21 protein-coding genes are annotated in these 22,629 nt (G+C 71.0%); 17 read left to right on the top strand and 4 right to left on the bottom strand.

The features are described from left to right. The first annotated feature begins 3 nt into the window (after positions 1-3). Together mqnC and ELQ39_RS12940 are read left to right on the top strand one after the other, a co-directional pair. The gene (gene mqnC, locus ELQ39_RS12945) at positions 4-1,203 is read left to right on the top strand and encodes a cyclic dehypoxanthinyl futalosine synthase (protein WP_190005214.1); all 1,200 of its coding nucleotides are present in this window, start codon (positions 4-6) and stop codon (positions 1,201-1,203) included. A gap of 7 nt (positions 1,204-1,210) precedes the next feature. After that, complete coding sequence (locus ELQ39_RS12940; RefSeq protein WP_190005213.1) at positions 1,211-1,810, top strand: imidazolonepropionase-like domain-containing protein; 600 nt, start codon at positions 1,211-1,213, stop codon at positions 1,808-1,810. 18 nt (positions 1,811-1,828) lie between these two features. On the opposite strand, the gene ELQ39_RS12935 is transcribed toward ELQ39_RS12940, so the two are convergent. Next, a complete protein-coding gene (locus ELQ39_RS12935) occupies positions 1,829-2,818 on the bottom strand; it encodes a chitinase (protein WP_242595600.1) in 990 nt (329 codons plus the stop codon). A gap of 217 nt (positions 2,819-3,035) precedes the next feature. Here ELQ39_RS12935 and ELQ39_RS12930 point away from each other — a divergent pair, with 217 nt between their 5' ends. Then, on the top strand, positions 3,036-3,731 hold the full coding sequence (locus tag ELQ39_RS12930) for a demethylmenaquinone methyltransferase (protein ID WP_225626912.1): 696 nt from the start codon (positions 3,036-3,038) through the stop codon (positions 3,729-3,731). Between the two features lie 13 nt (positions 3,732-3,744). Here ELQ39_RS12930 and ELQ39_RS12925 read toward each other — a convergent pair whose 3' ends face one another. Together ELQ39_RS12925 and ELQ39_RS12920 are read right to left on the bottom strand one after the other, a co-directional pair. Beyond that, positions 3,745-4,101: a PASTA domain-containing protein gene (locus ELQ39_RS12925; RefSeq protein WP_225643209.1), complete on the bottom strand. Its 357-nt coding sequence runs from the start codon at positions 4,099-4,101 to the stop codon at positions 3,745-3,747. A gap of 114 nt (positions 4,102-4,215) precedes the next feature. Next, complete coding sequence (locus ELQ39_RS12920) at positions 4,216-4,722, bottom strand: GNAT family N-acetyltransferase (protein WP_190005210.1); 507 nt, start codon at positions 4,720-4,722, stop codon at positions 4,216-4,218. Between the two features lie 98 nt (positions 4,723-4,820). Here ELQ39_RS12920 and ELQ39_RS12915 point away from each other — a divergent pair, with 98 nt between their 5' ends. Together ELQ39_RS12915 and ELQ39_RS12910 are read left to right on the top strand one after the other, a co-directional pair. Further along, on the top strand, positions 4,821-6,104 hold the full coding sequence (locus ELQ39_RS12915) for a geranylgeranyl reductase family protein (protein ID WP_190005209.1): 1,284 nt from the start codon (positions 4,821-4,823) through the stop codon (positions 6,102-6,104). Between the two features lie 166 nt (positions 6,105-6,270). Further along, a complete protein-coding gene (locus ELQ39_RS12910) occupies positions 6,271-7,956 on the top strand; it encodes a hypothetical protein (protein ID WP_242591959.1) in 1,686 nt (561 codons plus the stop codon). Positions 7,957-8,216: 260 nt separating this feature from the next. Here the strand turns inward: ELQ39_RS12910 and ELQ39_RS12905 are convergent, their stop codons facing one another. Further along, positions 8,217-9,050 carry a C40 family peptidase gene (locus ELQ39_RS12905; RefSeq protein WP_242591958.1) on the bottom strand — a complete coding sequence of 278 codons (834 nt, stop codon included), beginning with the start codon at positions 9,048-9,050 and terminating at the stop codon, positions 8,217-8,219. A gap of 713 nt (positions 9,051-9,763) precedes the next feature. On the opposite strand from ELQ39_RS12905, the gene ELQ39_RS12900 reads away from it, so the two are divergent. From ELQ39_RS12900 to nuoL, 12 genes are read left to right on the top strand one after another with little or no spacing between them, the layout of a single operon-like run. Then, positions 9,764-10,123: an NADH-quinone oxidoreductase subunit A gene (locus ELQ39_RS12900; protein ID WP_007490928.1), complete on the top strand. Its 360-nt coding sequence runs from the start codon at positions 9,764-9,766 to the stop codon at positions 10,121-10,123. A 14-nt stretch (positions 10,124-10,137) separates the two neighbouring features. Next, on the top strand, positions 10,138-10,692 hold the full coding sequence (locus ELQ39_RS12895; RefSeq protein ID WP_006133126.1) for a NuoB/complex I 20 kDa subunit family protein: 555 nt from the start codon (positions 10,138-10,140) through the stop codon (positions 10,690-10,692). Continuing rightward, the gene (locus ELQ39_RS12890; protein ID WP_190005207.1) at positions 10,689-11,438 is read left to right on the top strand and encodes an NADH-quinone oxidoreductase subunit C; all 750 of its coding nucleotides are present in this window, start codon (positions 10,689-10,691) and stop codon (positions 11,436-11,438) included. The genes ELQ39_RS12895 and ELQ39_RS12890 overlap by 4 nt, the downstream gene beginning before the upstream one ends. After that, on the top strand, positions 11,435-12,754 hold the full coding sequence (locus ELQ39_RS12885) for an NADH-quinone oxidoreductase subunit D (RefSeq protein WP_190005206.1): 1,320 nt from the start codon (positions 11,435-11,437) through the stop codon (positions 12,752-12,754). Before ELQ39_RS12890 ends, ELQ39_RS12885 begins: the two co-directional genes overlap by 4 nt. Next, positions 12,751-13,662 (top strand): NADH-quinone oxidoreductase subunit NuoE, encoded by a 912-nt coding sequence (gene nuoE, locus ELQ39_RS12880; protein ID WP_242591957.1) that lies wholly within the window; start codon positions 12,751-12,753, stop codon positions 13,660-13,662. The genes ELQ39_RS12885 and nuoE overlap by 4 nt, the downstream gene beginning before the upstream one ends. Then, a complete protein-coding gene (gene nuoF / locus ELQ39_RS12875; RefSeq protein ID WP_228757197.1) occupies positions 13,662-15,008 on the top strand; it encodes an NADH-quinone oxidoreductase subunit NuoF in 1,347 nt (448 codons plus the stop codon). Before nuoE ends, nuoF begins: the two co-directional genes overlap by 1 nt. Next, entirely contained in the window at positions 15,005-17,509 is a 2,505-nt protein-coding gene (locus ELQ39_RS12870) for an NADH-quinone oxidoreductase subunit G (RefSeq protein WP_242591956.1), read from the top strand. Before nuoF ends, ELQ39_RS12870 begins: the two co-directional genes overlap by 4 nt. Next, the gene (gene nuoH, locus ELQ39_RS12865) at positions 17,506-18,879 is read left to right on the top strand and encodes an NADH-quinone oxidoreductase subunit NuoH (protein ID WP_242591955.1); all 1,374 of its coding nucleotides are present in this window, start codon (positions 17,506-17,508) and stop codon (positions 18,877-18,879) included. Before ELQ39_RS12870 ends, nuoH begins: the two co-directional genes overlap by 4 nt. Further along, complete coding sequence (gene nuoI, locus ELQ39_RS12860; protein ID WP_019524490.1) at positions 18,872-19,513, top strand: NADH-quinone oxidoreductase subunit NuoI; 642 nt, start codon at positions 18,872-18,874, stop codon at positions 19,511-19,513. Before nuoH ends, nuoI begins: the two co-directional genes overlap by 8 nt. Continuing rightward, positions 19,510-20,352, top strand: a complete 843-nt coding sequence (locus ELQ39_RS12855; protein ID WP_242591954.1) for an NADH-quinone oxidoreductase subunit J — start codon at positions 19,510-19,512, stop codon at positions 20,350-20,352. The genes nuoI and ELQ39_RS12855 overlap by 4 nt, the downstream gene beginning before the upstream one ends. Continuing rightward, complete coding sequence (gene nuoK / locus ELQ39_RS12850; RefSeq protein ID WP_004927567.1) at positions 20,349-20,648, top strand: NADH-quinone oxidoreductase subunit NuoK; 300 nt, start codon at positions 20,349-20,351, stop codon at positions 20,646-20,648. The genes ELQ39_RS12855 and nuoK overlap by 4 nt, the downstream gene beginning before the upstream one ends. 14 nt (positions 20,649-20,662) lie before the next feature. Then, positions 20,663-22,627, top strand: a complete 1,965-nt coding sequence (nuoL, locus tag ELQ39_RS12845) for an NADH-quinone oxidoreductase subunit L (RefSeq protein WP_190005199.1) — start codon at positions 20,663-20,665, stop codon at positions 22,625-22,627. Positions 22,628-22,629 lie beyond the last annotated feature (2 nt).

The following is a 22,629-nucleotide window of genomic DNA, read 5'->3' as shown; positions in this document are numbered from 1 at the left end:
CCGGTGACCGAGAAGGCCGACCTTCAGCCCGTCCTCGACCGTGCCGCCGCGGGTGGGCGGATCACCCCCGAAGAGGCCCTGGTCCTCTACCGCGACGCCCCGCTGCACGCGCTGGGCGCCGCCGCCGACGCGGCCCGCCGCCGCCGGTACGCGGGCACCGAGCACATCGCCACGTACATCATCGAGCGGAACATCAACTACACGAACGTGTGTGTCACGGCGTGCAGGTTCTGCGCGTTCTACGCGGCCCCCAAGGACACGGCGAAGGGCTGGACCCGCGACCTCGACGACATCCTGCGCCGCTGCGCGGAGACCGTCGAGCTGGGCGGCACGCAGATCATGTTCCAGGGCGGCCACCACCCGGACTACGGCGTCGAGTACTACGAGAAGCACTTCGCCGCCATCAAGAAGGAGTTCCCGCAGCTCGTCATCCACAGCCTGGGGGCGAGCGAGGTCGAGCACATGGCGCGGATCTCCAAGGTGAGCGTCGAGGAGGCGATCCGGCGGATCCACGCGGCCGGTCTCGACTCCTTCGCCGGCGCCGGCGCCGAACTGCTCCCGGAGCGCCCGCGCAAGGCGATCGCCCCGCTCAAGGAGTCCGGCGAGCGCTGGCTGGAGATCATGGAGATCGCCCACAACCTGGGCGTGGAGTCCACCTCCACCATGCTGATGGGCACCGGCGAGACCAACGCCGAGCGGATCGAGCACCTGCGGATGATCCGCGACGTGCAGGACCGCACGGGCGGCTTCCGGGCGTTCATCCCGTACACGTACCAGCCGGAGAACAACCACCTGAAGGGCCGCACGCAGGCCACCCTCTTCGAGTACCTGCGGATGATCGCCATCGCCCGGATCTTCCTGGACAACGTGGCGCACATCCAGGGCTCGTGGCTGACCACCGGCAAGGAGGTCGGCCAGCTCTCCCTGCACTACGGCGCGGACGACCTCGGCTCGATCATGCTGGAGGAGAACGTGGTCTCCTCGGCCGGCGCCAAGCACCGCTCCAACCGGCTGGAGATCATCGACCTGATCCGCAAGGCGGGCCGGGTCCCGGCGCAGCGCTCCACGACGTACGAGCACCTGGTGGTGCACGACGACCCGGCGAACGACCCGGTCGACGACCGTGTGGTCTCGCACATCTCGTCCACCGCCATCGAGGGGGGCACGGCCCACCCGGAGCTGAAGCTCCTGCCGGCCAACTGACCAGCCTGTGCTGACCCTTCACGTCGCCGAGGCCTCGCCCGAGGCCGCCGTCCTGGTCGAGGGCGCGCATGTCGCGGCCGTCGGCCCGTACGAGGAACTGGCCGCCGCGCACCCGGACGCCCGGGTGCGGCGGTGGCCCGGCATCCTCACGCCCGGACTGCTCAACCCGTACGGTCCGGAACTGCTGGAGCAGGCCTACCACCCCGACCCGCGCGAGGCGGACCGGCTCGGCACCGAGCCGCTGTTCGGGTTGCGGGCGCGGGCCCTCCTCGCCTCCTCACCCACCGCGCGGGGCGCCAGCGCCCGCCGCGGGGTGCAGCGCCTGCTGGCGCACGGGACGGTCGCGGTCGCCGGGGAGATCCGCGGACGGGAGGCCCTGGACGCCGTCCGCAGGGCCGGGCTCGTGTTCGGGGGCCGCCCGCCCGGGCTGCCCGGGCCCCCGTCGCTCTCCCCGGTGCCGCTCGTGCTGCTGCCGGCCCTCACCGCCGGGAGCCCCGCCCGGTTCGCGGTGTTCGACGTGCCGGACCGCGACGCACTGGTCCGGCAGGGCGCGGCCACCTGCGTGGCCACCGTGGTCGGCGGCCGCCTGGTCCACCGCCGCCGCTGACCGCACGGCCGGCGGTGCTCACCCCGCCAGCGTGTCCCCGAACTCGCCGGCCTCCTGCTCCACCCCGCTGCAGTCGGCCAGCGGGTCGTCCGCGCCGTCCCCGTCACAGGGACGGTCCCGGAACGCCGACCAGACCGACACCCACGCGACGCCGTGGTCCTCGGCGAAGGCCCGCACCTGCGCCGCGTCCTCGAGTGTGAACGTCTCGTTCTCCACGTCGTTGACGCCGAGCATCGGGGTGAGCGCCATGCCCCGCCAGGCCTCGGCCTCGGACAGCCCGAAGACGTCCCGGAGCTGGGCGTTCGCCGACCGGGCGGCGGCGAGCGCGTACTCACCCATGTCGCCGTCGTAGGACTCGGCGTAGTTCATCGTCATGAGGTTGACGGTGGCGACCTCGACGTCGTGGTCGTTCGCCGACTCCAGCAGCGCCAGGCTCTCCTCGTCGAGCCCGGACGGCATGACCGGGAGGGTGAACGTCACCTCCAAGCCGTCGCGTTCCTCCTGGAGCAGGGATATCGCCTCCGAACGCCGGTCCACGGAGGCGGGGTCGGTGAGCTCGTCGCCCTCGATGTCGAAGTCGGCCCGGGTCGCGCCGGCCGCGTCCAGCGCCGCGCCGTACGCCTCGGCCAGCTCCTCGGCGGTGTCGCAGACGGCCGCCAGTTCGTCGCCGTGGGCGCCGCCGAAGGAGACCCGCACGTCGGCGCCGGTCCGGGTGAGCGCCGCGATCCGGGACGTCACGTGGGCGTCGTCGACGTCCTGGACACCGTCCCAGGCCGGGACGCAGCCGTCGTCGGAGGCGATGACGAACGCCAGGTTGTACGCCGTGGGGGAGCCCGCCGTGTCGGTGCCGGAGGCGGTGGAGGCGTTGACGTAGGGCGCGTACGCGACCGGGGCGGAGGATTCCGGGTTCGCGTCCGCCGCGTCGTCCCCGGCGGAGCAGCCCGCGGCGGCCAGGACCAGGGCGGTGAGGAGGGCGAACCCGGCAGCGGAGGAGTGCGGACCGCGCATCGGGTTCGTTCCGTTCTCGGGACGGCGTCGGAGGGGGGTGATCATGACACAGGATTCTGTGCGTCTTCCGAGGGCGCACACCCGAATTCCGGGGATTCTCGGCGGACGGCCGGGTTCGTGTGGTCCCGGGCTGAACTCACAGGGTACGCAGAGCCGGCCGTACGGCCCGGGACGAGCCGACGCCCGCGCCGGGTGGGCGGGCTGCAAGAATGGGCCCGTGACCCGCGCATCCCTGGACAAGCAGCCGCATGAAGTCGCCTCGATGTTCGACGACGTCGCGGAACGGTACGACCTGACCAACGACGTGCTGTCCCTCGGACAGGACCGGCGCTGGCGCAAGGAGGTCGCGAAGGCGGTCGACGCGCGGCCCGCGCAGAAGGTCCTGGACCTGGCGGCCGGCACCGGCACCTCCTCGCTGCCCTTCGCCCGCACCGGCGCGTACGTCGTGCCCTGCGACTTCTCCCAGGGCATGCTCCGGGTCGGCAAGCGGACCAACACCTGGCTGCCGTACACGGCGGGCGACGCCACCCGGCTGCCGTTCAAGGACGACGTGTTCGACGCCGTCACCATCTCCTTCGGCCTGCGCAACGTGCAGGACACCGACGCGGCGCTGCGCGAGATGCACCGGGTGACCCGGCCCGGCGGACGCATCGTCATCTGCGAGTTCTCGCACCCGACGTGGACGCCGTTCCGCACGGTGTACACCGAGTACCTGATGCGCGCGCTGCCGCCGGTCGCCCGCGCGGTCTCGTCCAACCCGGACGCGTACGTCTACCTCGCCGAGTCCATCCGCGCCTGGCCCGACCAGCCCGCCCTGGCCGAGCGGCTGAAGGGCGCCGGCTGGTCCAAGGTGGCCTGGCGCAACCTCACCGGCGGAGTGGTGGCCCTGCACCGGGGCTTCAAGGAGAGCTGAGCGGCGGCACGGCTCAAGGGGAGCCGAGCACCACCAGGGGCGCCGTGCCCGCGCCCGGTTCCTCCAGTTCGCGCCGCAGTCCGCCCGGCGGCGGCAGCGGGCCGCGTGGCTCGCGCACCCCTCCGCCGCCCTCGCCCTCTGCGAAGTCCAGCCACACGTGCACCACGGAGTGGCGGGGCACGGGCGTGCCGGGCTGCGGGTACTGCCGGACCACGTAGTCCACGACGGCGTGCGGGAAGTCCGGCCGGCCGGGCGCGTCGAGGACCAGGCCCCGCGCGCGGGCCGACTCGCGCGCGTCGACGGCCATCAGCCCGACCAGGCGCGGCACGCGCACGTCGCCGGTCCCGTGTCCCTCGGGTGTCATACGCATGGACGTCACCCCCAGCGGTACCGGCAGGGTAGGCCGGGGGAGCGTCCGACGGAAGCACTGCGTGATGATCCGTGACAAATTGCTACGCTGAGTAGCCGTTGCGGGGGGGGCTCGTCAGAGGCCGAGGCGGTAGACGTGGGCCTCGGCCTTCGACACGGGCGTCGTGAACGTCTCACCGAGACGCATGCCCAGCCGCCGCGTCACCGCGATCGAGCGGGCGTTGTCCGCCTTCACCACCGCCACCACGCTCGTCCGTCCCGCCGCCCGCACCCGGTCCAGCGTCTCCAGGGCCGCCGCCGTGACGTAGCCCTTGCCCCAGTGCTCGCGGGCGAGCCGCCAGCCGATCTCGATCTCCCCCGTGGGGCCCCACTCGCGGTCCCAGGGCTGGGCGCCGGTGAAGCCGATGACCTGCCCGTTCTCGTCGAGGATGCTCCACAGGCAGAAGCCCAGCTCGGCGTCGTGCCGCCGCTGGCGGGCGGTGAGTTCCTCGTAGACCGACAGCTCCGCCGGGCGGCCGCCGTGGAACTCCATGACATCGGGGTGGGCGAAGATGCGGTGCCAGGTGACGGCGTCCTCGTCGGTGGGAACCCGCAGCCGTACAGCGGGGAGTGCTCGGTTCACGGGGCAGCCCTTCAGCCGGGTGATCACGTCCGCTGAATAGACTGCCTGTGTCCAGTGCCGGTCGGCACGAAGATTTCGAACTCTGGGGAGATCCCGCCGTGACCGAGCCCCTCTCCGACAACACCGCAGATGTGATCGTCGTGGGCGCGGGGCCAGCCGGCTCCACCACCGCCTACCACCTGGCCCGGTCCGGCCTCGACGTGCTCCTGCTGGAGAAGACCGAGTTCCCGCGCGAGAAGGTCTGCGGCGACGGCCTCACCCCGCGCGCCGTGAAGCAGCTGGTGTCGATGGGCATCGACATCTCCGAGGAGGCCGGCTGGCTGCGCAACAAGGGCCTGCGCATCATCGGCGGCGGCGTCCGCCTGCAGCTCGACTGGCCGGATCTCGCCTCCTTCCCCGACTACGGGCTCGTGCGCAAGCGCGACGACTTCGACGAGCAGCTCGCCCGGCAGGCGCAGAAGGCGGGCGCCCGGCTCTACGAGCGGTGCAACGTGGGTGCGCCGATCATCGACGACCGCACCGGCCGCATCACGGGCGTGAAGGCCAAGCTCGGCGAGGACAAGCGGGAGGTCACCTTCCACGCCCCGCTGGTGGTCGCGGCCGACGGCAACTCCACGCGGCTGTCCCTCGCGATGGGCCTGCACCGGCGCGAGGACCGCCCGATGGGCGTGGCCGTGCGGACGTACTTCACCTCGCCCCGCCACGACGACGACTACCTGGAGTCCTGGCTGGAGCTGTGGGACCGGCGCGGCCCGCAGGACCGGCTGCTGCCCGGCTACGGCTGGATCTTCGGCATGGGTGACGGCACCTCCAACGTCGGCCTGGGCGTCCTCAACACCTCCGACTCCTTCAAGGAGCTGGACTGGCGCGAGGTCCTCAAGGCCTGGTGCGCGTCCATGCCGGAGGACTGGGGCTACACCCCGGACAACATGACCGGCCCGATCCGCGGCGCCGCGCTCCCCATGGCCTTCAACCGCCAGCCGCACTACACGCGCGGTCTGCTGCTCGTCGGCGACGCGGGCGGCCTGGTGAACCCGTTCAACGGCGAGGGCATCGCCTACGCCATGGAGTCCGGGCAGCTCGCCGCCGACGTCATCGTCCAGGCGCACGCGCGGTCCACCCCGGCCCAGCGGGAGATCGCCCTCCAGCGCTACCCGCGCGTCCTGAAGGACACCTACGGCGGCTACTACACGCTCGGCCGCGCCTTCGTGAAGCTCATCGGCAACCCGAAGATCATGCAGATCGCCGCCCAGCGCGGCCTGACGCACCCGATGCTGATGAAGTTCACGCTGAAACTCCTCGCCAACCTGACCGACCCCACGGGCGGTGACGCGATGGACCGCATCATCAACGGCCTGAGCAAGGTGGCCCCGAAGGCGTGAACGGCGGGGCGGGCGACCGAAGTCGGCGGGCATGTCCGGCATCTCCGGGCGCGGCGCCGGATCGTGATCGGTGCGTGACGCATCCGTGCACAACTGATCGACTCCGGGCGGTGTCGAACGGGACGTGACCCAGCCGGGCACGTCCCGTTCGACGAAAGAGCCTTTCATGACACAGCAGGCGAGACGGCTGCGCGCGCGGCTCGCGGCGCTGGGAGCGGTGGGCGCGACGGCGCTGGCCGCGGCCGGGGTCCAGGGCGCGGCCCACGCGGCCGAAGCGCCCCTCCCGGTGGTGATCACGGGCGAGGACCGGGTGGACCTGTCCCTCCACTCGGACAACGGCGACCCCACGGAGCCGCAGGTCGACCTGCGGATCGACGTCCCGGGCGAGGAGTTCGAGGGCGACGGCGAGGTCCCGGCGGTGCACCGCGGGGAGTACACGATCCGCATCGACGCCCGCGGGCTGAAGGGCGTCGCACGGGCCGACCTGCCCTGCGACGCCGAGGGCCTGGTCGCGGTGTGCACGGGCTACGACCTGTACGCGGGCACGACCTACAACCGGATCGGCGGCATCCGGCTCGACCTCGCCGACGACAGCGAGGCCGGCGACACCGGGAAGATCGTCGTCACCGGCGAGGGCGAGGGCCTGGAGTTCACGCCGCTCACCGTCGACGTACGCGTCGGCGGACCTGAGCTGCTGAACCGCGAACTCTCCCTGCCCGAGAACCTGAAGGCCGGCGAGACCTTCGAGCCGCCGCTGGGCGTGATGAACGTCGGCGGTCTGCCGTCCGAGGGCGCGGTGCTGCGGCTGTACGGCTCGCGTGGACTGTCCTTCCCGGACGACTTCGGCAACTGCTCCTCGACCGTGGTGGACACCGGCCCGCTGCTGCGGCAGCACACCGAGGTCCTCTGCACCTTCCCCGACGCCCTCGAGGCGGGAGCGGCGTACTCCCTGGCCGGCCCGGTGCGGGTGAAGACGGCGGACTTCGCGCTGCACGACATCTTCTCCTACTCGTTCCGGCCCCTGGAGCCGGGCGAGGCCACGACGCTGCACCGGGGCGAGGGCCGCCGGCAGGGCAGCGGCCCCGACCTGACGCTGCAGCGGGCCGGGGACGCCGACCCGGCGCGGTACACCAAGTACGCCGAGCTGGACCTGCCCACGACCAACACCTACGACCTGGAGCTCACCGGCGCCGCCGCGTCCGGCGAGGCCGGGGACACGGTCACGGCGGAGATCGGGTTCGCCAACAACGGGCCGGCCTGGATCAGCGCGCTGCGCTCCGGCGGGGAGCCGTTCTCCTTCACGGTGGTCGCGCCCGAGGGGTCGACCGTCACCACGGCGCCCAAGGAGTGCCGCGCCGTAACCGTCGACGGCAGCGTGCCCGGCCACCGCTGTTCGGTGGCGACCCCGCTGCTGGAGGACGCCCGGCTGACCTTCCCGTTCGAGTTGCGCGTCGACGAGGTCGTGGAGGGCGCCAGGGGCCGGGTGGCCCTTCCCGACTGGGACAACCCCTTCGACTCCGACCCGTCGAACGACGTCGCGTGGATCGTGCTGAACGCCCCCGGTGAGCCGGGCGACGGCGGCACGGGCGGCTCCGACGGCGGCCCCTCGGACGACCCGTCGGCCCCCGGCTCCGGTGACGGCGACGGTTCCGGCGGCGACGCGGACGACGACGGCGCCGGCTCCGCGTCCGGCGGCGTTCCGGACGACGACGCCGACGGCGGTCTGGCGCTCACCGGAGCCCAGGGCGTCGGTCTGCTCGGGGGCGCCGCGGTGCTCGCGCTGGGGCTCGGCGCGGCCGTCGTGGCGTACCAGCGCCGTCGCGCCGGCCGTGACGGAGAGGCAGCCGTCTGACGCACGCGTCGCTGTGACGCCCCTGTGGGGGCCGGAGTCCGCCTCGAGGGCGCTCCGGCCCCCGTCGTGGTTACGGGGCCCCGTGAGGGCCTGTCACGGGGCGCGTCGGACGGCGCGGCGGTCCGGGCGCGACGTCAACACAAGAGACTCTGGGTGCAATTCGGGCAATACGGTGATCTTGCCCCGTCGGGTGGGCCCGAGGAGCACGGAGGGCCGCCACCTCGGTGAGGCGGCGGCCCTTCGGTCCGTGAAGGCGCGGGTCAGAGCACGCGGACGGCGCCCGACGCCGGGTAGCCGGAGAGGTCCTGGATGACGACGCCCTTCGAGGGGTTGGCGGCGTCCAGGTACTGGCCGTTCCCGATGTAGACGCCCACGTGGTACGCGGAGCCCTTGCCGCCCCAGTACAGGATGTCACCGGGCTGGATCTGCGACAGCGGGATGTCGGTGCCCACCATCGACTGGTCCTGGGAGACGCGCGGCAGGTCCACACCGACCTGCTTGAACGCGGCCTGCACCAGGCTGGAGCAGTCCCAGGCGTTGGGCCCGGTGGCGCCCATGACGTAGGCGTCGCCCACCTGCGCCTGGAGGAAGGCGAGGACGGTCGCGACGCTGCCGCCGGCCGGCGCGGAGAAGCTCGCGGTCTCCGTGGGGGCGCTGAGCGAGGGGCGCTCGGCGTCGCGCGCCGCGCGCTCGGCCGCCGCCTGACGGGCTTCCTCGGCCGCCTTCTTCCTCGCCTCGGCCTTCTTCTTGGCCTCCGCCAGGTCCGCCTTGGCCTGCTTCGCGGCCTCGGCGGCCGCCGCGTCACGCTCGGCCCGCAGCTGGTAGTTCGCGGCCGCCTGCTGGGTGGCATCCGCGGACTGGGCGACCTGGGCGGCCAGGTCGGCCGTCAGGGTGGGCAGTTCGAGGGTCTGCGTCACCGGCTCGGCCGCGTTGGCCGCGCTGGACGCCCCGGCCACTGCCAGGGTGCTGAGGACGCCACCGGCAACTCCGGCCCGCACAGCGATCGTGGAGGTCGCGGTGCGGCGGGGCTTCCGGTGGCTGCGTATGTGAGCGGTGTGGGACATGGGAACAACCGGTACCAGGGGCTGCTTCATATCTTCAAGAAACGTGTGCTGCGCCACAGTTGTTCAATCGAGGGCCCAAATTCCCCGCAAGCCCCTCTTCATTGACGCCACAACGGACATTGCGGGCGGCTGTGACCGGGCCGTGATCACGCACTTTCATCGTTACGCCCGAATTGCTCCCCGCTTACCACCGGTTGACGTGGTTGGCCAAGCCCCGTTCCTGAGGGGCCCTCAGAAGTGTGACCGACGTCACGGAACGGCTGGGGCCTCCAGGGCGTCACTCGGCCACCTCGGACTTCGTGAACGCGTGCACACGTCCACATCGCGCCTCGCGGCCCCCCTGACGTGTGAACGCGGCCTCTATCAGGACAGCCGGTCCAACGCCAATTTGCATGCAGAGGAATCGTCTTGATATGGAGACGCCTCCTCCGAGACCCCTCTGAGCTGCAACAACTGATCAAGATGTCACCTTTGGTGATCGCGTGGATGCTTGGCGTGTGAAGATCACCGCTCATACGACTTCATGATCGTTCGTCAGGTGGTGGAGATCACAAAGCTTGTGCAATACCCCGTGTCGCAGATCACAGACCCACAGGCATAAGATGCGGAGCGGTTGGGCTTGTGACCTGCTTCACATGTTCTCGATCTTCGCCGGGGCGGGCGTGGTTCGTGGGGCTGGTGAGGCGGACGGGCCCGCTGCACAACCGCCAGCAGTCAGTGCCGACTGAGAGGAGCGAGGAGCGGTGAACGCGTATGCGCCCATCCTCGTACTGGGAGCCCTCGGGGCAGGCTTTGCGATCTTCTCCGTGGTCATGGCCACGCTGATCGGTCCGAAGCGGTACAACCGGGCGAAGCTCGAGGCCTACGAGTGCGGCATCGAGCCGACCCCCACGCCGGCCGGCGGCGGGCGCTTCCCCATCAAGTACTACCTGACGGCGATGCTCTTCATCATCTTCGATATCGAGATCGTCTTCCTCTACCCCTGGGCCGTCACCTTCGACGCCCTGGGGCTTTTCGGGCTCGTGGAGATGCTGCTCTTCGTGCTCACCGTCTTCGTCGCGTACGCGTACGTATGGCGGCGCGGCGGCCTGGAATGGGACTGAGGGGCCACTAAGTCATGGGACTCGAAGAAAAGCTGCCGAGCGGATTCCTGCTGACCACCGTCGAGCAGGCCGCGGGCTGGGTGCGCAAGTCGTCCGTCTTCCCCGCCACGTTCGGCCTCGCCTGCTGTGCCATCGAGATGATGACCACCGGCGCGGGCCGCTACGACCTGGCGCGCTTCGGCATGGAGGTCTTCCGCGGCTCGCCGCGGCAGGCGGACCTCATGATCGTGGCCGGGCGGGTCAGCCAGAAGATGGCGCCGGTGCTCCGGCAGGTCTACGACCAGATGCCGAACCCCAAGTGGGTGATCTCCATGGGGGTCTGCGCCTCCTCGGGCGGCATGTTCAACAACTACGCGATCGTCCAGGGCGTCGACCACGTCGTCCCGGTCGACATCTATCTCCCCGGCTGTCCGCCCCGCCCCGAGATGCTGATGGACGCGATCCTCAAGCTCCACCAGAAGATCCAGAGCTCCAAGCTCGGCGTGAACGCCGAGGAGGCTGCCCGCGAGGCGGAGGAGGCGGCGCTCAAGGCCCTGCCCACGATCGAGATGAAGGGGCTGCTGCGATGAGCGACGCGAACAACACCGCGGGTGACGGCGTGAACCCCGAGAAGGACCTCTCCGCCGAGAACCTCCCCGGCCAGCGCGGACAGGGCGGCGAGGAGATCCGCGTCCAGCGCGGCATGTTCGGCGCCGCCAACGGCGGCGACACCTCCGGTTACGGCGGCCTGGTCCGCTCGGTCCGGCTCCCGGGACCGGCGGCCCGCCCGTACGGCGGCTGGTTCGACGAGGTCGCCGACGAACTGGAGGGCGCGCTGGAGGAGCAGGACCTGCTCCCGGAGAACGCCATCGAGAAGACGGTCGTCGACCGCGGCGAGATCACCTTCCACATCGAGCGCGAGCACCTCGTGCGGGTCGCGAAGACCCTGCGCGACGACCCCGCCCTGCGGTTCGAACTGTGCACCGGCGTCAGCGGGGTGCACTACCCGAACGACAAGGGACGCGAGCTGCACGCCGTCTACCACCTGCGCTCGATCACCCACAACCGGGTGATCCGCCTGGAGGTCAGCGTCCCCGACAGCGACCCGCACATCCCGACGCTGTTCCCGGTCTACCCGACGAACGACTGGCACGAGCGCGAGACGTACGACTTCTTCGGCATCGTCTTCGACGGTCACCCGGCCCTGACGCGGATCATGATGCCGGACGACTGGCAGGGCCATCCCCAGCGCAAGGACTATCCCCTCGGCGGCATCCCCGTCGAGTACAAGGGCGCCCAGATCCCGGCTCCGGACCAGCGGAGGTCGTACTCGTGAGCACGCACGCCACCCCCCGCGAAACCACCGAGGGCACCGTCTACACCGTCACCGGCGGCGACTGGGACGAGGTCGTCGAGACCGCGGCCCGGACCGACGACGAACGCATCGTCGTCAACATGGGGCCGCAGCACCCGTCCACCCACGGAGTGCTCCGGCTGATCCTGGAGATCGACGGCGAGACCGTCACCGAGGCCCGCTGCGGCATCGGCTACCTCCACACCGGCATCGAGAAGAACCTCGAGTACCGGACGTGGACCCAGGGCACCACGTTCGTGACGCGCATGGACTACCTGACGCCGTTCTTCAACGAGACGGCGTACTGCCTCGCCGTCGAGAAGCTGCTCGGCATCGAGGACCAGGTGCCCGACCGCGCCTCGGTCATCCGGGTGCTCCTGATGGAGCTGAACCGGCTCTCCTCCCACCTGGTGTGCATCGCCACCGGCGGCATGGAGCTCGGCGCCACCACGATCATGATCTACGGATTCCGTGACCGTGAGCTGATCCTCGACATCTACGAGCTGATCACGGGCCTGCGGATGAACCACGCGTACATCCGCCCCGGCGGACTCGCCCAGGACCTGCCGCCCGGCGCGGTCGACCAGATCCGCGAGTTCGTCAAGAAGATGCGGAAGAACCTCCCGGAGTACGACAAGCTCGCCACCGGCAACCCCATCTTCAAGGCCCGTATGCAGGACGTGGGGTACCTGGACCTGGCCGGCTGCATGGCCCTCGGCGCCACCGGCCCGATCCTGCGCTCCACCGGCCTCCCGCACGACCTGCGCAAGGCCCAGCCGTACTGCGGCTACGAGACGTACGACTTCGACGTCCCGACCGCCGACACCTGCGACTCCTACGGCCGGTTCCTGATCCGGCTGGAGGAGATGCGCCAGTCGCTGCGGATCGTCGAGCAGTGCCTGGACCGGCTGGAGCCCGGCCCGGTCATGGTCGAGGACAAGAAGATCGCCTGGCCCGCCCAGCTCGCCCTGGGACCCGACGGACTCGGCAACTCCCTCGACCACATCAAGCAGATCATGGGCACCTCCATGGAGGCCCTGATCCACCACTTCAAGCTGGTCACCGAGGGCTTCCGGGTCCCGCCGGGCCAGGCCTACGCGGCCGTCGAGTCGCCCAAGGGCGAGCTCGGGGTGCACGTCGTCTCCGACGGCGGCACCCGCCCCTACCGGGTCCACTTCCGCGACCCGTCCTTCACCAACCTTCAGGCCATGGCGGCGATGTGCGAGGGCGGCCAGGTCGCCGACGTCATCGTCGCCGTCGCGTCCATCGACCCCGTGATGGGAGGCGTCGACCGGTGACCACCTCTTCTTCCGAGCGGGGCGTCAGCCTGGGCATGCCGGAACTGCCCGCGCCGGCCTACCCGGACGACGTCCGGGCCCGGCTGGAGACCGACGCGCGGGCGATCGTCGCCCGCTACCCGGACTCCCGGTCCGCCCTCCTGCCGATGCTGCACCTGGTGCAGTCCGAGGAGGGGCACGTCACGCGCACCGGTATGCAGTTCTGCGCGGACATGCTCGGCCTGACGACGGCCGAGGTGACCGCGGTCGCCACCTTCTACACCATGTACCGGCGCCGCCCGAGCGGCGACTACCAGGTCGGGGTGTGCACCAACACCCTGTGCGCGGTGATGGGCGGCGACGCGATCTTCGAGGAGCTCCAGGAGCACCTGGGCGTCGGCAACGGCGAGACCACCGCCGACGGCAAGGTCACCCTGGAGCACATCGAGTGCAACGCGGCCTGCGACTACGCGCCCGTGGTGATGGTCAACTGGGAGTTCTTCGACAACCAGACCCCCGAGAGCGCCAAGCGCATGGTCGACGACCTGCGCGCGGGCCGTCCGGTCGCACCCACCCGCGGCGCGCCGCTGTGCACGTTCAAGGAGACCGCCCGCATCCTGGCCGGCTTCCCCGACGAGCGCGAGGGCGCCGTCGAGGCGACCGGCAGCGCGGGCCCCGCCTCCCTGATCGGCCTGAAGCTGGCCAAGGGCGAGGCCGCCCCCGCGCGCGTGGTGCACCCGCGCGGCGAGGCGCCCAAGGACGCCCCGCCCCACGAGCCGTCGCCCGCCGAGCACCTCAGCTCGCACGACGCGCCGCAGGACACATCGGCCTCCGACCCGGCCCACCCGTCGCCCACCACCACCCGTGACGGAGAGGCTGCGCCTCGCCCCTCCGGATCGTCCGGGCCCGCTGCCGAGGAGGGGGAGTGATGACCTTGGCACCCGAACTGAAGGACACCAGCCCGGAGAAGCTGCTCGCGCCGGTGCTGTCGGCCTTCTGGGACGAGGACAAGTCCTGGACGCTCGACGTCTACAAGCGGCACGAGGGCTACGAGGGCCTGCGCAAGGCGCTCGCCATGTCGCCGGACGACGTCATCGCGTACGTCAAGGACTCCGGACTGCGCGGACGCGGCGGCGCCGGCTTCCCGACGGGCATGAAGTGGCAGTTCATCCCGCAGGGCGACGGCAAGCCGCACTACCTCGTCGTCAACGCCGACGAGTCCGAGCCCGGGACCTGCAAGGACATCCCGCTGCTCTTCGCCAACCCGCACAGCCTGATCGAGGGCATCGTCATCGCCTGCTACGCCATCAGGTCGTCGCACGCGTTCATCTACCTGCGCGGCGAGGTCGTCCCCGTGCTGCGCAGGCTGCACGCGGCCGTGCGCGAGGCGTACGAGGCCGGATTCCTCGGCAAGAACGTCCTCGGCAGCGGACTCGACCTCGAACTCACCGTGCACGCGGGCGCGGGCGCGTACATCTGCGGTGAGGAGACCGCGCTGCTCGACTCCCTCGAGGGGCGCCGCGGCCAGCCCAGGCTGCGGCCTCCCTTCCCCGCCGTCGCGGGCCTCTACGCCTGCCCCACGGTGGTGAACAACGTCGAGTCCATCGCCTCGGTTCCCGCCATCATGAACCGGGGCAAGGAGTGGTTCCGCTCGATGGGCAGCGAGAAGTCCCCGGGCTTCACGCTCTACTCCCTCAGCGGCCATGTCGCGAGCCCCGGCCAGTACGAGGCGCCCCTCGGCATCACCCTGCGCCAGCTGCTCGACATGAGCGGCGGGATGCGGCCCGGTCACCGGCTGAAGTTCTGGACGCCGGGCGGCTCCTCGACGCCGATGTTCACCGACGAGCACCTCGACGTCCCCCTCGACTACGAAGGGGTCGGCGCCGCGGGCTCCATGCTCGGCACCAAGGCGCTGCAGTGCTTCGACGAGACCACGTGCGTGGTCCGCGCCGTCACCCGCTGGACCGAGTTCTACGCCCACGAGTCCTGCGGCAAGTGCACCCCCTGCCGTGAGGGCACGTACTGGCTCGTCCAGCTGCTGCGCGACATCGAGGCCGGCAAGGGCCGGATGTCCGACCTCGACAAGCTGAACGACATCGCGGACAACATCAACGGCAAGTCCTTCTGTGCCCTCGGCGACGGCGCCGCCTCGCCGATCTTCTCGTCGCTCAAGTACTTCCGCGAGGAGTACGAGCAGCACATCACGGACCGTCGCTGCCCCTTCGACCCGGCCGCGTCGACGGCCTGGGCCGACCGTACGGAGGTGCACGCATGACTGTGACCACCAACGCTCCCTCCGGAGGGGGAGAGGCGGCCCTCCCGCCCGAGGACCTCGTGACGCTGACGATCGACGGCGCCGAGATCAGCGTGCCCAAGGGCACCCTGGTCATCCGGGCCGCCGAGCAGCTCGGCATCGAGATCCCCCGGTTCTGCGACCACCCGCTGCTCGCGCCGGCCGGCGCCTGCCGCCAGTGCATCGTGGAGGTCGAGGGCCAGCGCAAGCCCATGGCGTCCTGCACCATCACCTGCACCGACGGAATGGTGGTGAAGACGCAGCTCTCCTCGCCGGTCGCGGAGAAGGCCCAGAAGGGCGTGATGGAGCTGCTGCTCATCAACCACCCGCTGGACTGCCCGGTCTGCGACAAGGGCGGCGAGTGCCCGCTGCAGAACCAGGCGATGTCGCACGGCAACGCCGAGTCCCGCTTCGAGGGCAAGAAGCGCACCTACGAGAAGCCCGTCGCGATCTCCACGCAGGTGCTGCTCGACCGTGAACGGTGCGTGCTGTGCGCCCGCTGCACCCGTTTCTCCAACCAGATCGCCGGCGACCCGATGATCGAGCTGATCGAGCGGGGCGCGCTCCAGCAGGTGGGCACCGGCGAAGGCGACCCGTTCGAGTCGTACTTCTCCGGCAACACCATCCAGATCTGCCCGGTCGGCGCGCTCACCTCGGCCGCCTACCGGTTCCGCTCCCGCCCGTTCGACCTGATCTCCTCGCCGTCGGTGTGCGAGCACTGCTCGGGCGGCTGCGCCACCCGCACCGACCACCGGCGCGGCAAGGTCATGCGCAAGCTCGCGGCGGAGGACCCCGAGGTCAACGAGGAGTGGATCTGCGACAAGGGCCGCTTCGCCTTCCGGTACGCGCAGCAGCGGGACCGGCTCGACACCCCGCTGGTGCGCAACGCGGAGGGCGAACTGGAGCCGGCGTCCTGGCCGGACGCGCTGCAGATCGCGGCCCAGGGCCTGCTGGCCTCGCGGGGCCGCACCGGTGTGCTCACCGGCGGCCGGCTCACCGTCGAGGACGCCTACGCGTACAGCAAGTTCGCGCGGGTCGCGCTCGCCACCAACGACATCGACTTCCGCGCGCGCGTGCACAGCACGGAGGAGTCCGACTTCCTCGCCGCGCGCGTCGCGGGACGCGGTGTCGACCTGGACGGCACCGGCGTCACCTACCGGGCGCTGGAGAAGGCCCCGGCGGTGCTGCTGGTCGGCTTCGAGTCGGAGGAGGAGGCCCCCGGCGTCTTCCTGCGGCTGCGCAAGGCCTGGCGCGCCCACGGCCAGCGCACCTTCGCGCTGGCCACGCACGCCACGCGCGGACTGACCAAGGCCGGCGGCACGCTGCTGCCGGCGGCGCCGGGCACCGAGACCGAGTGGCTGGACGCGCTGGCGAGCGGGGCCGGCCTGGAGGGCGACGGGGCCGCGGCCGCCGAGGCGCTGCGCGCCGAGGGCGCGGTGGTCGTCGTCGGCGAGCGGCTGGCCGCCGTACGGGGCGGACTCACCGCCGCGGTGCGCTTCGCCACCGCGACCGGCTCCCGGCTGGTGTGGATCCCGCGCCGGGCCGGCGAGCGGGGCGCCATCGAGGCGGGCGCGCTGCCGTCGCTGCTGCCGGGCGGCCGCCCGGCGACCGACCCGCGCGCCCGGGAGGAGGTGGCCGCCCTCTGGGGCGTCGCCGAACTCCCGCACCGCTACGGCCGGGCCACCGCGCAGATCGTCGAGGCGGCCGCCCGCGGCGACCTGCAGGCGCTGCTGGTGGCGGGCGTGGAGGTCGCCGACCTGCCCGACCCGGCACGTGCCCGGGCCGCGCTCGCCGAGGCCGGGTTCGTGGTCTCCCTGGAGCTGCGGCCCGGCGAGGTCACCGAGCTCGCCGACGTGGTCCTGCCGGTCGCCGCGGTCGCGGAGAAGGCCGGCACCTTCCTCAACTGGGAAGGCAGGGTGCGTCTTTTCGAGGCGGCGCTCAAGCCGGACCAGATGACCCGGCGGCTCCCGCCCACCGACGCGCGCGTGCTGCAGATGCTCGCCGACGCCATGGACGTCCACCTGGGCCTGCCGGACCTGCGCACGATCCGCTCGGAGATCGACCGGCTCGGCCTGTGGGACGGGCCGCGCGCCGCCGACCCGGTGGAGACCGCGGGCGCCCTGCCCCGGCCGGCCGCCGGCGAGGCGGTCCTCGCGGGGCACCGGCTCCTGCTCGACCTGGGCCTGCTCCAGCAGGGGGACGAGGCGCTGGCCGGCACCCGGCACGCCGCGCCCGCCCGGCTCTCGGCCGCCACGGCCGCCGAGGTCGGCGTCAAGGACGGCGACACGCTCGCGGTGACCGGCCCCGCCGGGACGCTCGAACTGCCGCTGTCCGTCACCGAGATGCCCGACCGGGTGGTCTGGCTCCCGCTGAACTCCACGGACGGCGGGGTGGCCTCCGGCACCGGGGCGCTCCCCGGTTCCCTCGTCCGCATCGGCCCGGCGACCCTCGCCGGCGAGGCTCCCCAGGAGGTGGAGGCATGAGCCCGTACCTCGCCGCTGAAGACCTCTCGATGTTCGGCCGCGACCCCTGGTGGCTGATCGTCCTGAAGGCGGTGTTCTGCTTCGCCTTCCTGATGGTGACCGTGCTCATCTGCATCGTCATGGAGCGCAAGGTCGTCGCCTGGATGCAGCTGCGCATCGGCCCCAACCGGCACGGCCCCTGGGGCATGCTCCAGTCGCTCGCCGACGGTGTGAAGCTGATGCTGAAGGAGGACGTCGTCGTCAAGCGCGCGGACAAGGTGGTCTACGTCCTCGCGCCGATCGTCGCGGCCATCCCGGCGTTCATGGCGTTCGCCGTGATCCCCTTCGGCCCGGCCGGCAACGAGATCTCGATCTTCGGCCAGCGCACCACGATGCAGCTCACCGACCTGCCGATCGCGATGCTCTACATCCTCGCGGTCGCCTCGGTCGGCATCTACGGCATCGTCCTGGCGGGCTGGAGCTCCGGCTCCACCTACCCGCTCCTCGGCGGCCTGCGCTCCTGCGCCCAGATGATCTCGTACGAGATCGCCATGGGCGCCGCGTTCGCCTCCGTGTTCCTCTACTCCGGGTCGATGTCGACGTCGACGATCGTCGAGGCGCAGGCCGACCGCTGGTACGTGCTGCTGCTGCCGGTGTCGTTCCTCATCTACATCGTGACCATGGTGGGCGAGACCAACCGCGCCCCGTTCGACATGCCGGAGTCCGAGGGCGACCTGGTCGGCGGCTTCAACACCGAGTACTCGTCGATCAAGTTCGCGATGTTCATGCTCGCCGAGTACATCAACATGGTGACCGTCTCGGCGGTCGCGGTGACTCTGTTCCTCGGCGGCTGGCGGGCCCCCTGGCCGGTCAGCACCTTCTGGGAGGGCGCGAACCACGGCTGGTGGCCGATGCTCTGGTTCACAGGCAAGCTGCTCACCCTGCTGTTCGGCTTCGTCTGGCTGCGCGGCACGCTCCCGCGCGTCCGCTACGACCAGCTGATGAAGCTCGGCTGGAAGGTCCTCATCCCGGTCTCCCTGGTGTGGCTGATGGCGGTCGCCACGGTCCGGGCGCTGCGCAACGAGAACTACGAGTTCGCCGACATCGCGCTCTACATCGCCGGCGGCGTCCTCGTCCTGCTGCTGCTCTCCTTCGTCGCCGACATGTTCCGCGGCCGGGGCGAGGAGAGCGGACAGCCCGCGGACCAGCTTCCGTTCGACCCGATGGCGGGCGGGTTCCCCGTGCCGCCGCTGCCCGGGCAGGAGCTGCCCCCGGTGCCGCGGCGCCGCCCGCGCCACGAGCGGGAGCTCGTTGTCAGTGGCGGACCCGATACTCACAGTGACGAATCCCAGGGCGGTTCTACGGATGGAAAGGAGGCGTCCGATGGCTGAGGAACCGAAGGACACCAAGCCCGGTTTCCTGAACCCGGTGGCCGGCTTCGGCGTGACCTTCAAGGCCATGTTCAAGAAGCGGCTCACCGAGCAGTACCCGGAGCAGCAGAAGACCACGGCCCCGCGCTTCCACGGACGGCACCAGCTCAACCGCCATCCGGACGGCCTGGAGAAGTGCGTCGGCTGCGAGCTGTGCGCCTGGGCCTGTCCCGCCGACGCGATCTACGTCGAGGGCGCGGACAACACGGACGAGGAGCGCTACTCGCCCGGCGAGCGGTACGGCCGCGTGTACCAGATCAACTACGCCCGCTGCATCCTGTGCGGGCTGTGCATCGAGGCGTGCCCGACGCGCGCGCTGACGATGACCAACGAGTTCGAGCTGGCCGACTCCAGCCGGGCGAACCTCATCTACACCAAGGAGCAGCTGCTCGCCGGCCTGGAGGAGGGCATGGTCGAGGCACCGCACGCCATGTACCCGGGCACGGACGAACAGGACTACTACCGCGGTCTGGTGACCGAGGCGGCGCCCGGCACGGAGCGTCAGGTCGCCCACTCCAAGGGCGAGGTGGTCCAGGAGGCCGAGTCCACGTTCGGCCCGGAGGAGCCGGCCTCGGAGAAGGTGATCGGGCGATGACCGAGCAGCTCGCCGCCTACTCGACCTCCACCGGGGAGGCCGTCCAGTTCTGGATCCTCGGCACTGTCGCCGTGATCGGCGCCCTGTGCACCGTCTTCATGCGGCGGGCCGTGCACAGCGCGCTCTGCCTCGCCGGGACCATGATCGTCCTGGCCGTGTTCTACCTGGCCAACGGCGCCTACTTCCTGGGCGTCGTGCAGATCGTCGTCTACACCGGCGCGATCATGATGCTGTTCCTGTTCGTGGTGATGCTCGTCGGCGTCACGGCCGCGGACTCCCTGAAGGAGACCATCAAGGGCCAGCGCTGGCTGGCCCTGCTGTGCGGCCTCGGCTTCGGCATCCTCCTGGTCGGCGGCATCGGCAACGCCTCGCTGCGCGAGTTCAGCGGCGTCGGCGAGGCCAACGCCGGGGGGAACGTCCAGGGTCTCGCCTCCCTGATGTTCACCCGCTACGTCTTCGCCTTCGAGATCACCGGCGCGCTGCTCATCACGGCGGCCGTCGGCGCGATGGTGCTCACCCACCGGGAGCGCACCGAGCGGGCCAGGACCCAGCGCGAACTGGCCGAGCAGCGCGTCCGCGAGGGCACGTACCTGCCGCCGCTGCCCGCCCCCGGCGTGTACGCCCGGCACAACGCGGTCGACATCGCGGGCCTGCTGCCCGACGGCACCCCGTCGGACCTCACCGTCAGCAAGACGCTGCGGGACCGCGGCCAGGTCCGTGACGTGTCGCGGGAGGCGCTCAACGACCTGCGGGCGCTGGAGCAGCGCGCGGAGGAGCGCCTGGAGCGCCGCGCGATCGATCCGCCGAACTTCAAGCGGGCCGAGGAGGCGTCGAAGTGAATCCCGTCAACTACCTGTACCTGGCGGCGCTGCTGTTCACCATCGGCGCCACCGGTGTGCTGATCCGGCGCAACGCGATCGTGGTGTTCATGTGCGTCGAGCTGATGCTCAACGCCTGCAACCTCGCGTTCGTCGCCTTCTCCCGTATGCACGGCAACCTCGACGGCCAGATCATCGCGTTCTTCACGATGGTCGTCGCCGCCGCGGAGGTCGTGGTGGGGCTGGCGATCATCGTGTCCCTGTTCCGTTCCCGCCACTCGGCCTCGGTCGACGACGCCAGCCTGATGAAGCTGTGAGGGGCTGCTGAATCGTGGAGAACCTGATTGCGCTGCTGGTGGCGGCGCCTCTGCTCGGAGCGGCGGTCCTGCTGTGCGGTGGCCGCCGGCTGGACGCCGTCGGCCACTGGATCGGCACGGCCCTGGCCGCGGTGTCCTTCGCGCTGGGTCTGGTGCTCTTCACCGACCTGCTGGGCAAGGGCGCCGAGGACCGCACGGTCGTGCAGCACCTGTTCAGCTGGATCCCGGTGGAGGGCTTCCAGGCGGACGTCGCCTTCCGGCTCGACCAGCTGTCGATGACGTTCGTGCTGCTGATCACGGGCGTCGGCTCGCTGATCCATCTCTACTCCGTCGGGTACATGGAGCACGACGAGCGGCGCCGCCGCTTCTTCGGCTACCTGAACCTCTTCCTCGCGGCGATGCTGATCCTGGTCCTCGCCGACAACTACCTGCTGCTGTACGTCGGCTGGGAGGGCGTCGGTCTCGCCTCCTACCTGCTGATCGGCTTCTGGCAGCACAAGCCCAGCGCGGCCACGGCCGCGAAGAAGGCCTTCCTGGTCAACCGCGTCGGTGACATGGGCCTGTCCATCGCGATCATGCTGATGTTCCTGTGGTTCGGCACCTTCGCCTTCGGGCCGGTGCTGGGCGGCCACGGGGAGGCCGGTCTCGCCGGCGAGGCGGGCGAGGGCAAGCTGACCGCGATCGCCCTGATGCTGCTGCTCGCCGCGTGCGGCAAGTCCGCCCAGGTTCCCCTGCAGTCCTGGCTCGGGGACGCGATGGAGGGCCCGACCCCGGTCTCCGCCCTCATCCACGCCGCGACCATGGTGACCGCGGGCGTCTACCTGATCGTCCGCTCGGCGGCCGTGTTCAACGGCGCGCCGGACGCGCAACTGGTGGTCACCGTCGTCGGCGCGGTCACGCTGCTGTTCGGTGCGATCGTCGGTTGCGCCAAGGACGACATCAAGAAGGCGCTGGCCGGCTCGACCATGTCGCAGATCGGCTACATGGTGCTGGCCGCGGGCCTCGGCCCGATCGGCTACGTCTTCGCGATCATGCACCTGGTGACGCACGGCTTCTTCAAGGCCGGGCTCTTCCTCGGCGCCGGTTCGGTCATGCACGGCATGAACGACGAGGTCGACATGCGCCGCTACGGCGGCCTCAGGAAGTACATGCCGGTCACCTTCGTCACGTTCGGGCTCGGCTACCTCGCGATCATCGGCTTCCCGGGCCTGTCCGGCTTCTTCTCCAAGGACAAGATCATCGAGGCGGCGTTCGCCAAGGGCGGCGCGGAGGGCTGGATCCTCGGCGCCTGCGCCCTGCTGGGCGCGGCCATCACCGCGTACTACATGACGCGCGTGATGCTGATGACGTTCTTCGGCGAGGAGCGCTGGCGCAACGCGCCGACGCCGTCCCCGGCCTCCCCGGACGTGGAGCCGGCCGCGCAGACCGGCGGCGCCTACGAGCCGCCGCACCCGCACGAGTCGCCGAAGGTCATGACGGTCCCGATGATCCTGCTGGCCGTCGGATCGGTGTTCGGCGGCGCGTTCTTCAGCATCGGCGACCGCTTCATCCACTGGCTGGAGCCGGTCACCGGGCACGCCCACGGACATCCGCCGGTCAGCGCGCTGACGGTGACGCTGTCCACGGTCGCGGTGATGGTGATCGGCGTGGCGATCGCCTGGGCGCAGTACGGACGGCGTCCGGTGCCGGCCGTCGCCCCGCGCGGTTCGCTGCTCACCCGGGCCGCCCGCCGCGACCTGTACCAGGACGACTTCAACCACGTGGTCCTGGTCCGCGGCGGCGAACACCTCACCCGCTCGCTGGTGTACGTCGACCACACCCTGGTCGACGGGGTCGTCAACGGCACGGCCGCCTCCATGGGCGGTCTGTCCGGGCGGATGCGCAGGCTGCAGAACGGCTTCGCGCGGTCCTACGCGGTCTCGATGTTCGGCGGCGCGGCGGTCCTCGTCGCCGCGACCCTGCTGATGAGGGCGGTCTGATA

The sequence above is a fragment of the Streptomyces sp. GB4-14 genome (assembly GCF_022696125.1).
GTDB classification, from domain to species: domain Bacteria; phylum Actinomycetota; class Actinomycetes; order Streptomycetales; family Streptomycetaceae; genus Streptomyces; species Streptomyces werraensis.
The sequence above is the reverse complement of the archived record's forward strand: the minus strand, read 5'-3'. Positions and strand labels throughout refer to the sequence as shown.

Excerpts from the sequence above, each read along its gene's own strand:
- ELQ39_RS12895 (WP_006133126.1), top strand. The coding sequence starts at position 10,138 with ATGGGACTCGAAGAAAAGCTGCCGAGCGGATTCCTGCTGACCACCGTC.
- ELQ39_RS12910 (WP_242591959.1), top strand. The coding sequence starts at position 6,271 with ATGACACAGCAGGCGAGACGGCTGCGCGCGCGGCTCGCGGCGCTGGGA.
- ELQ39_RS12855 (WP_242591954.1), top strand. The coding sequence starts at position 19,510 with ATGACCGAGCAGCTCGCCGCCTACTCGACCTCCACCGGGGAGGCCGTC.
- ELQ39_RS12905 (WP_242591958.1), bottom strand. The coding sequence starts at position 9,050 with ATGAAGCAGCCCCTGGTACCGGTTGTTCCCATGTCCCACACCGCTCAC.
- nuoI (WP_019524490.1), top strand. The coding sequence starts at position 18,872 with ATGGCTGAGGAACCGAAGGACACCAAGCCCGGTTTCCTGAACCCGGTG.
- ELQ39_RS12925 (WP_225643209.1), bottom strand. The coding sequence starts at position 4,101 with ATGCGTATGACACCCGAGGGACACGGGACCGGCGACGTGCGCGTGCCG.
- ELQ39_RS12890 (WP_190005207.1), top strand. The coding sequence starts at position 10,689 with ATGAGCGACGCGAACAACACCGCGGGTGACGGCGTGAACCCCGAGAAG.
- nuoF (WP_228757197.1), top strand. The coding sequence starts at position 13,662 with ATGACCTTGGCACCCGAACTGAAGGACACCAGCCCGGAGAAGCTGCTC.
- ELQ39_RS12870 (WP_242591956.1), top strand. The coding sequence starts at position 15,005 with ATGACTGTGACCACCAACGCTCCCTCCGGAGGGGGAGAGGCGGCCCTC.
- nuoH (WP_242591955.1), top strand. The coding sequence starts at position 17,506 with ATGAGCCCGTACCTCGCCGCTGAAGACCTCTCGATGTTCGGCCGCGAC.
- ELQ39_RS12935 (WP_242595600.1), bottom strand. The coding sequence starts at position 2,818 with ATGCGCGGTCCGCACTCCTCCGCTGCCGGGTTCGCCCTCCTCACCGCC.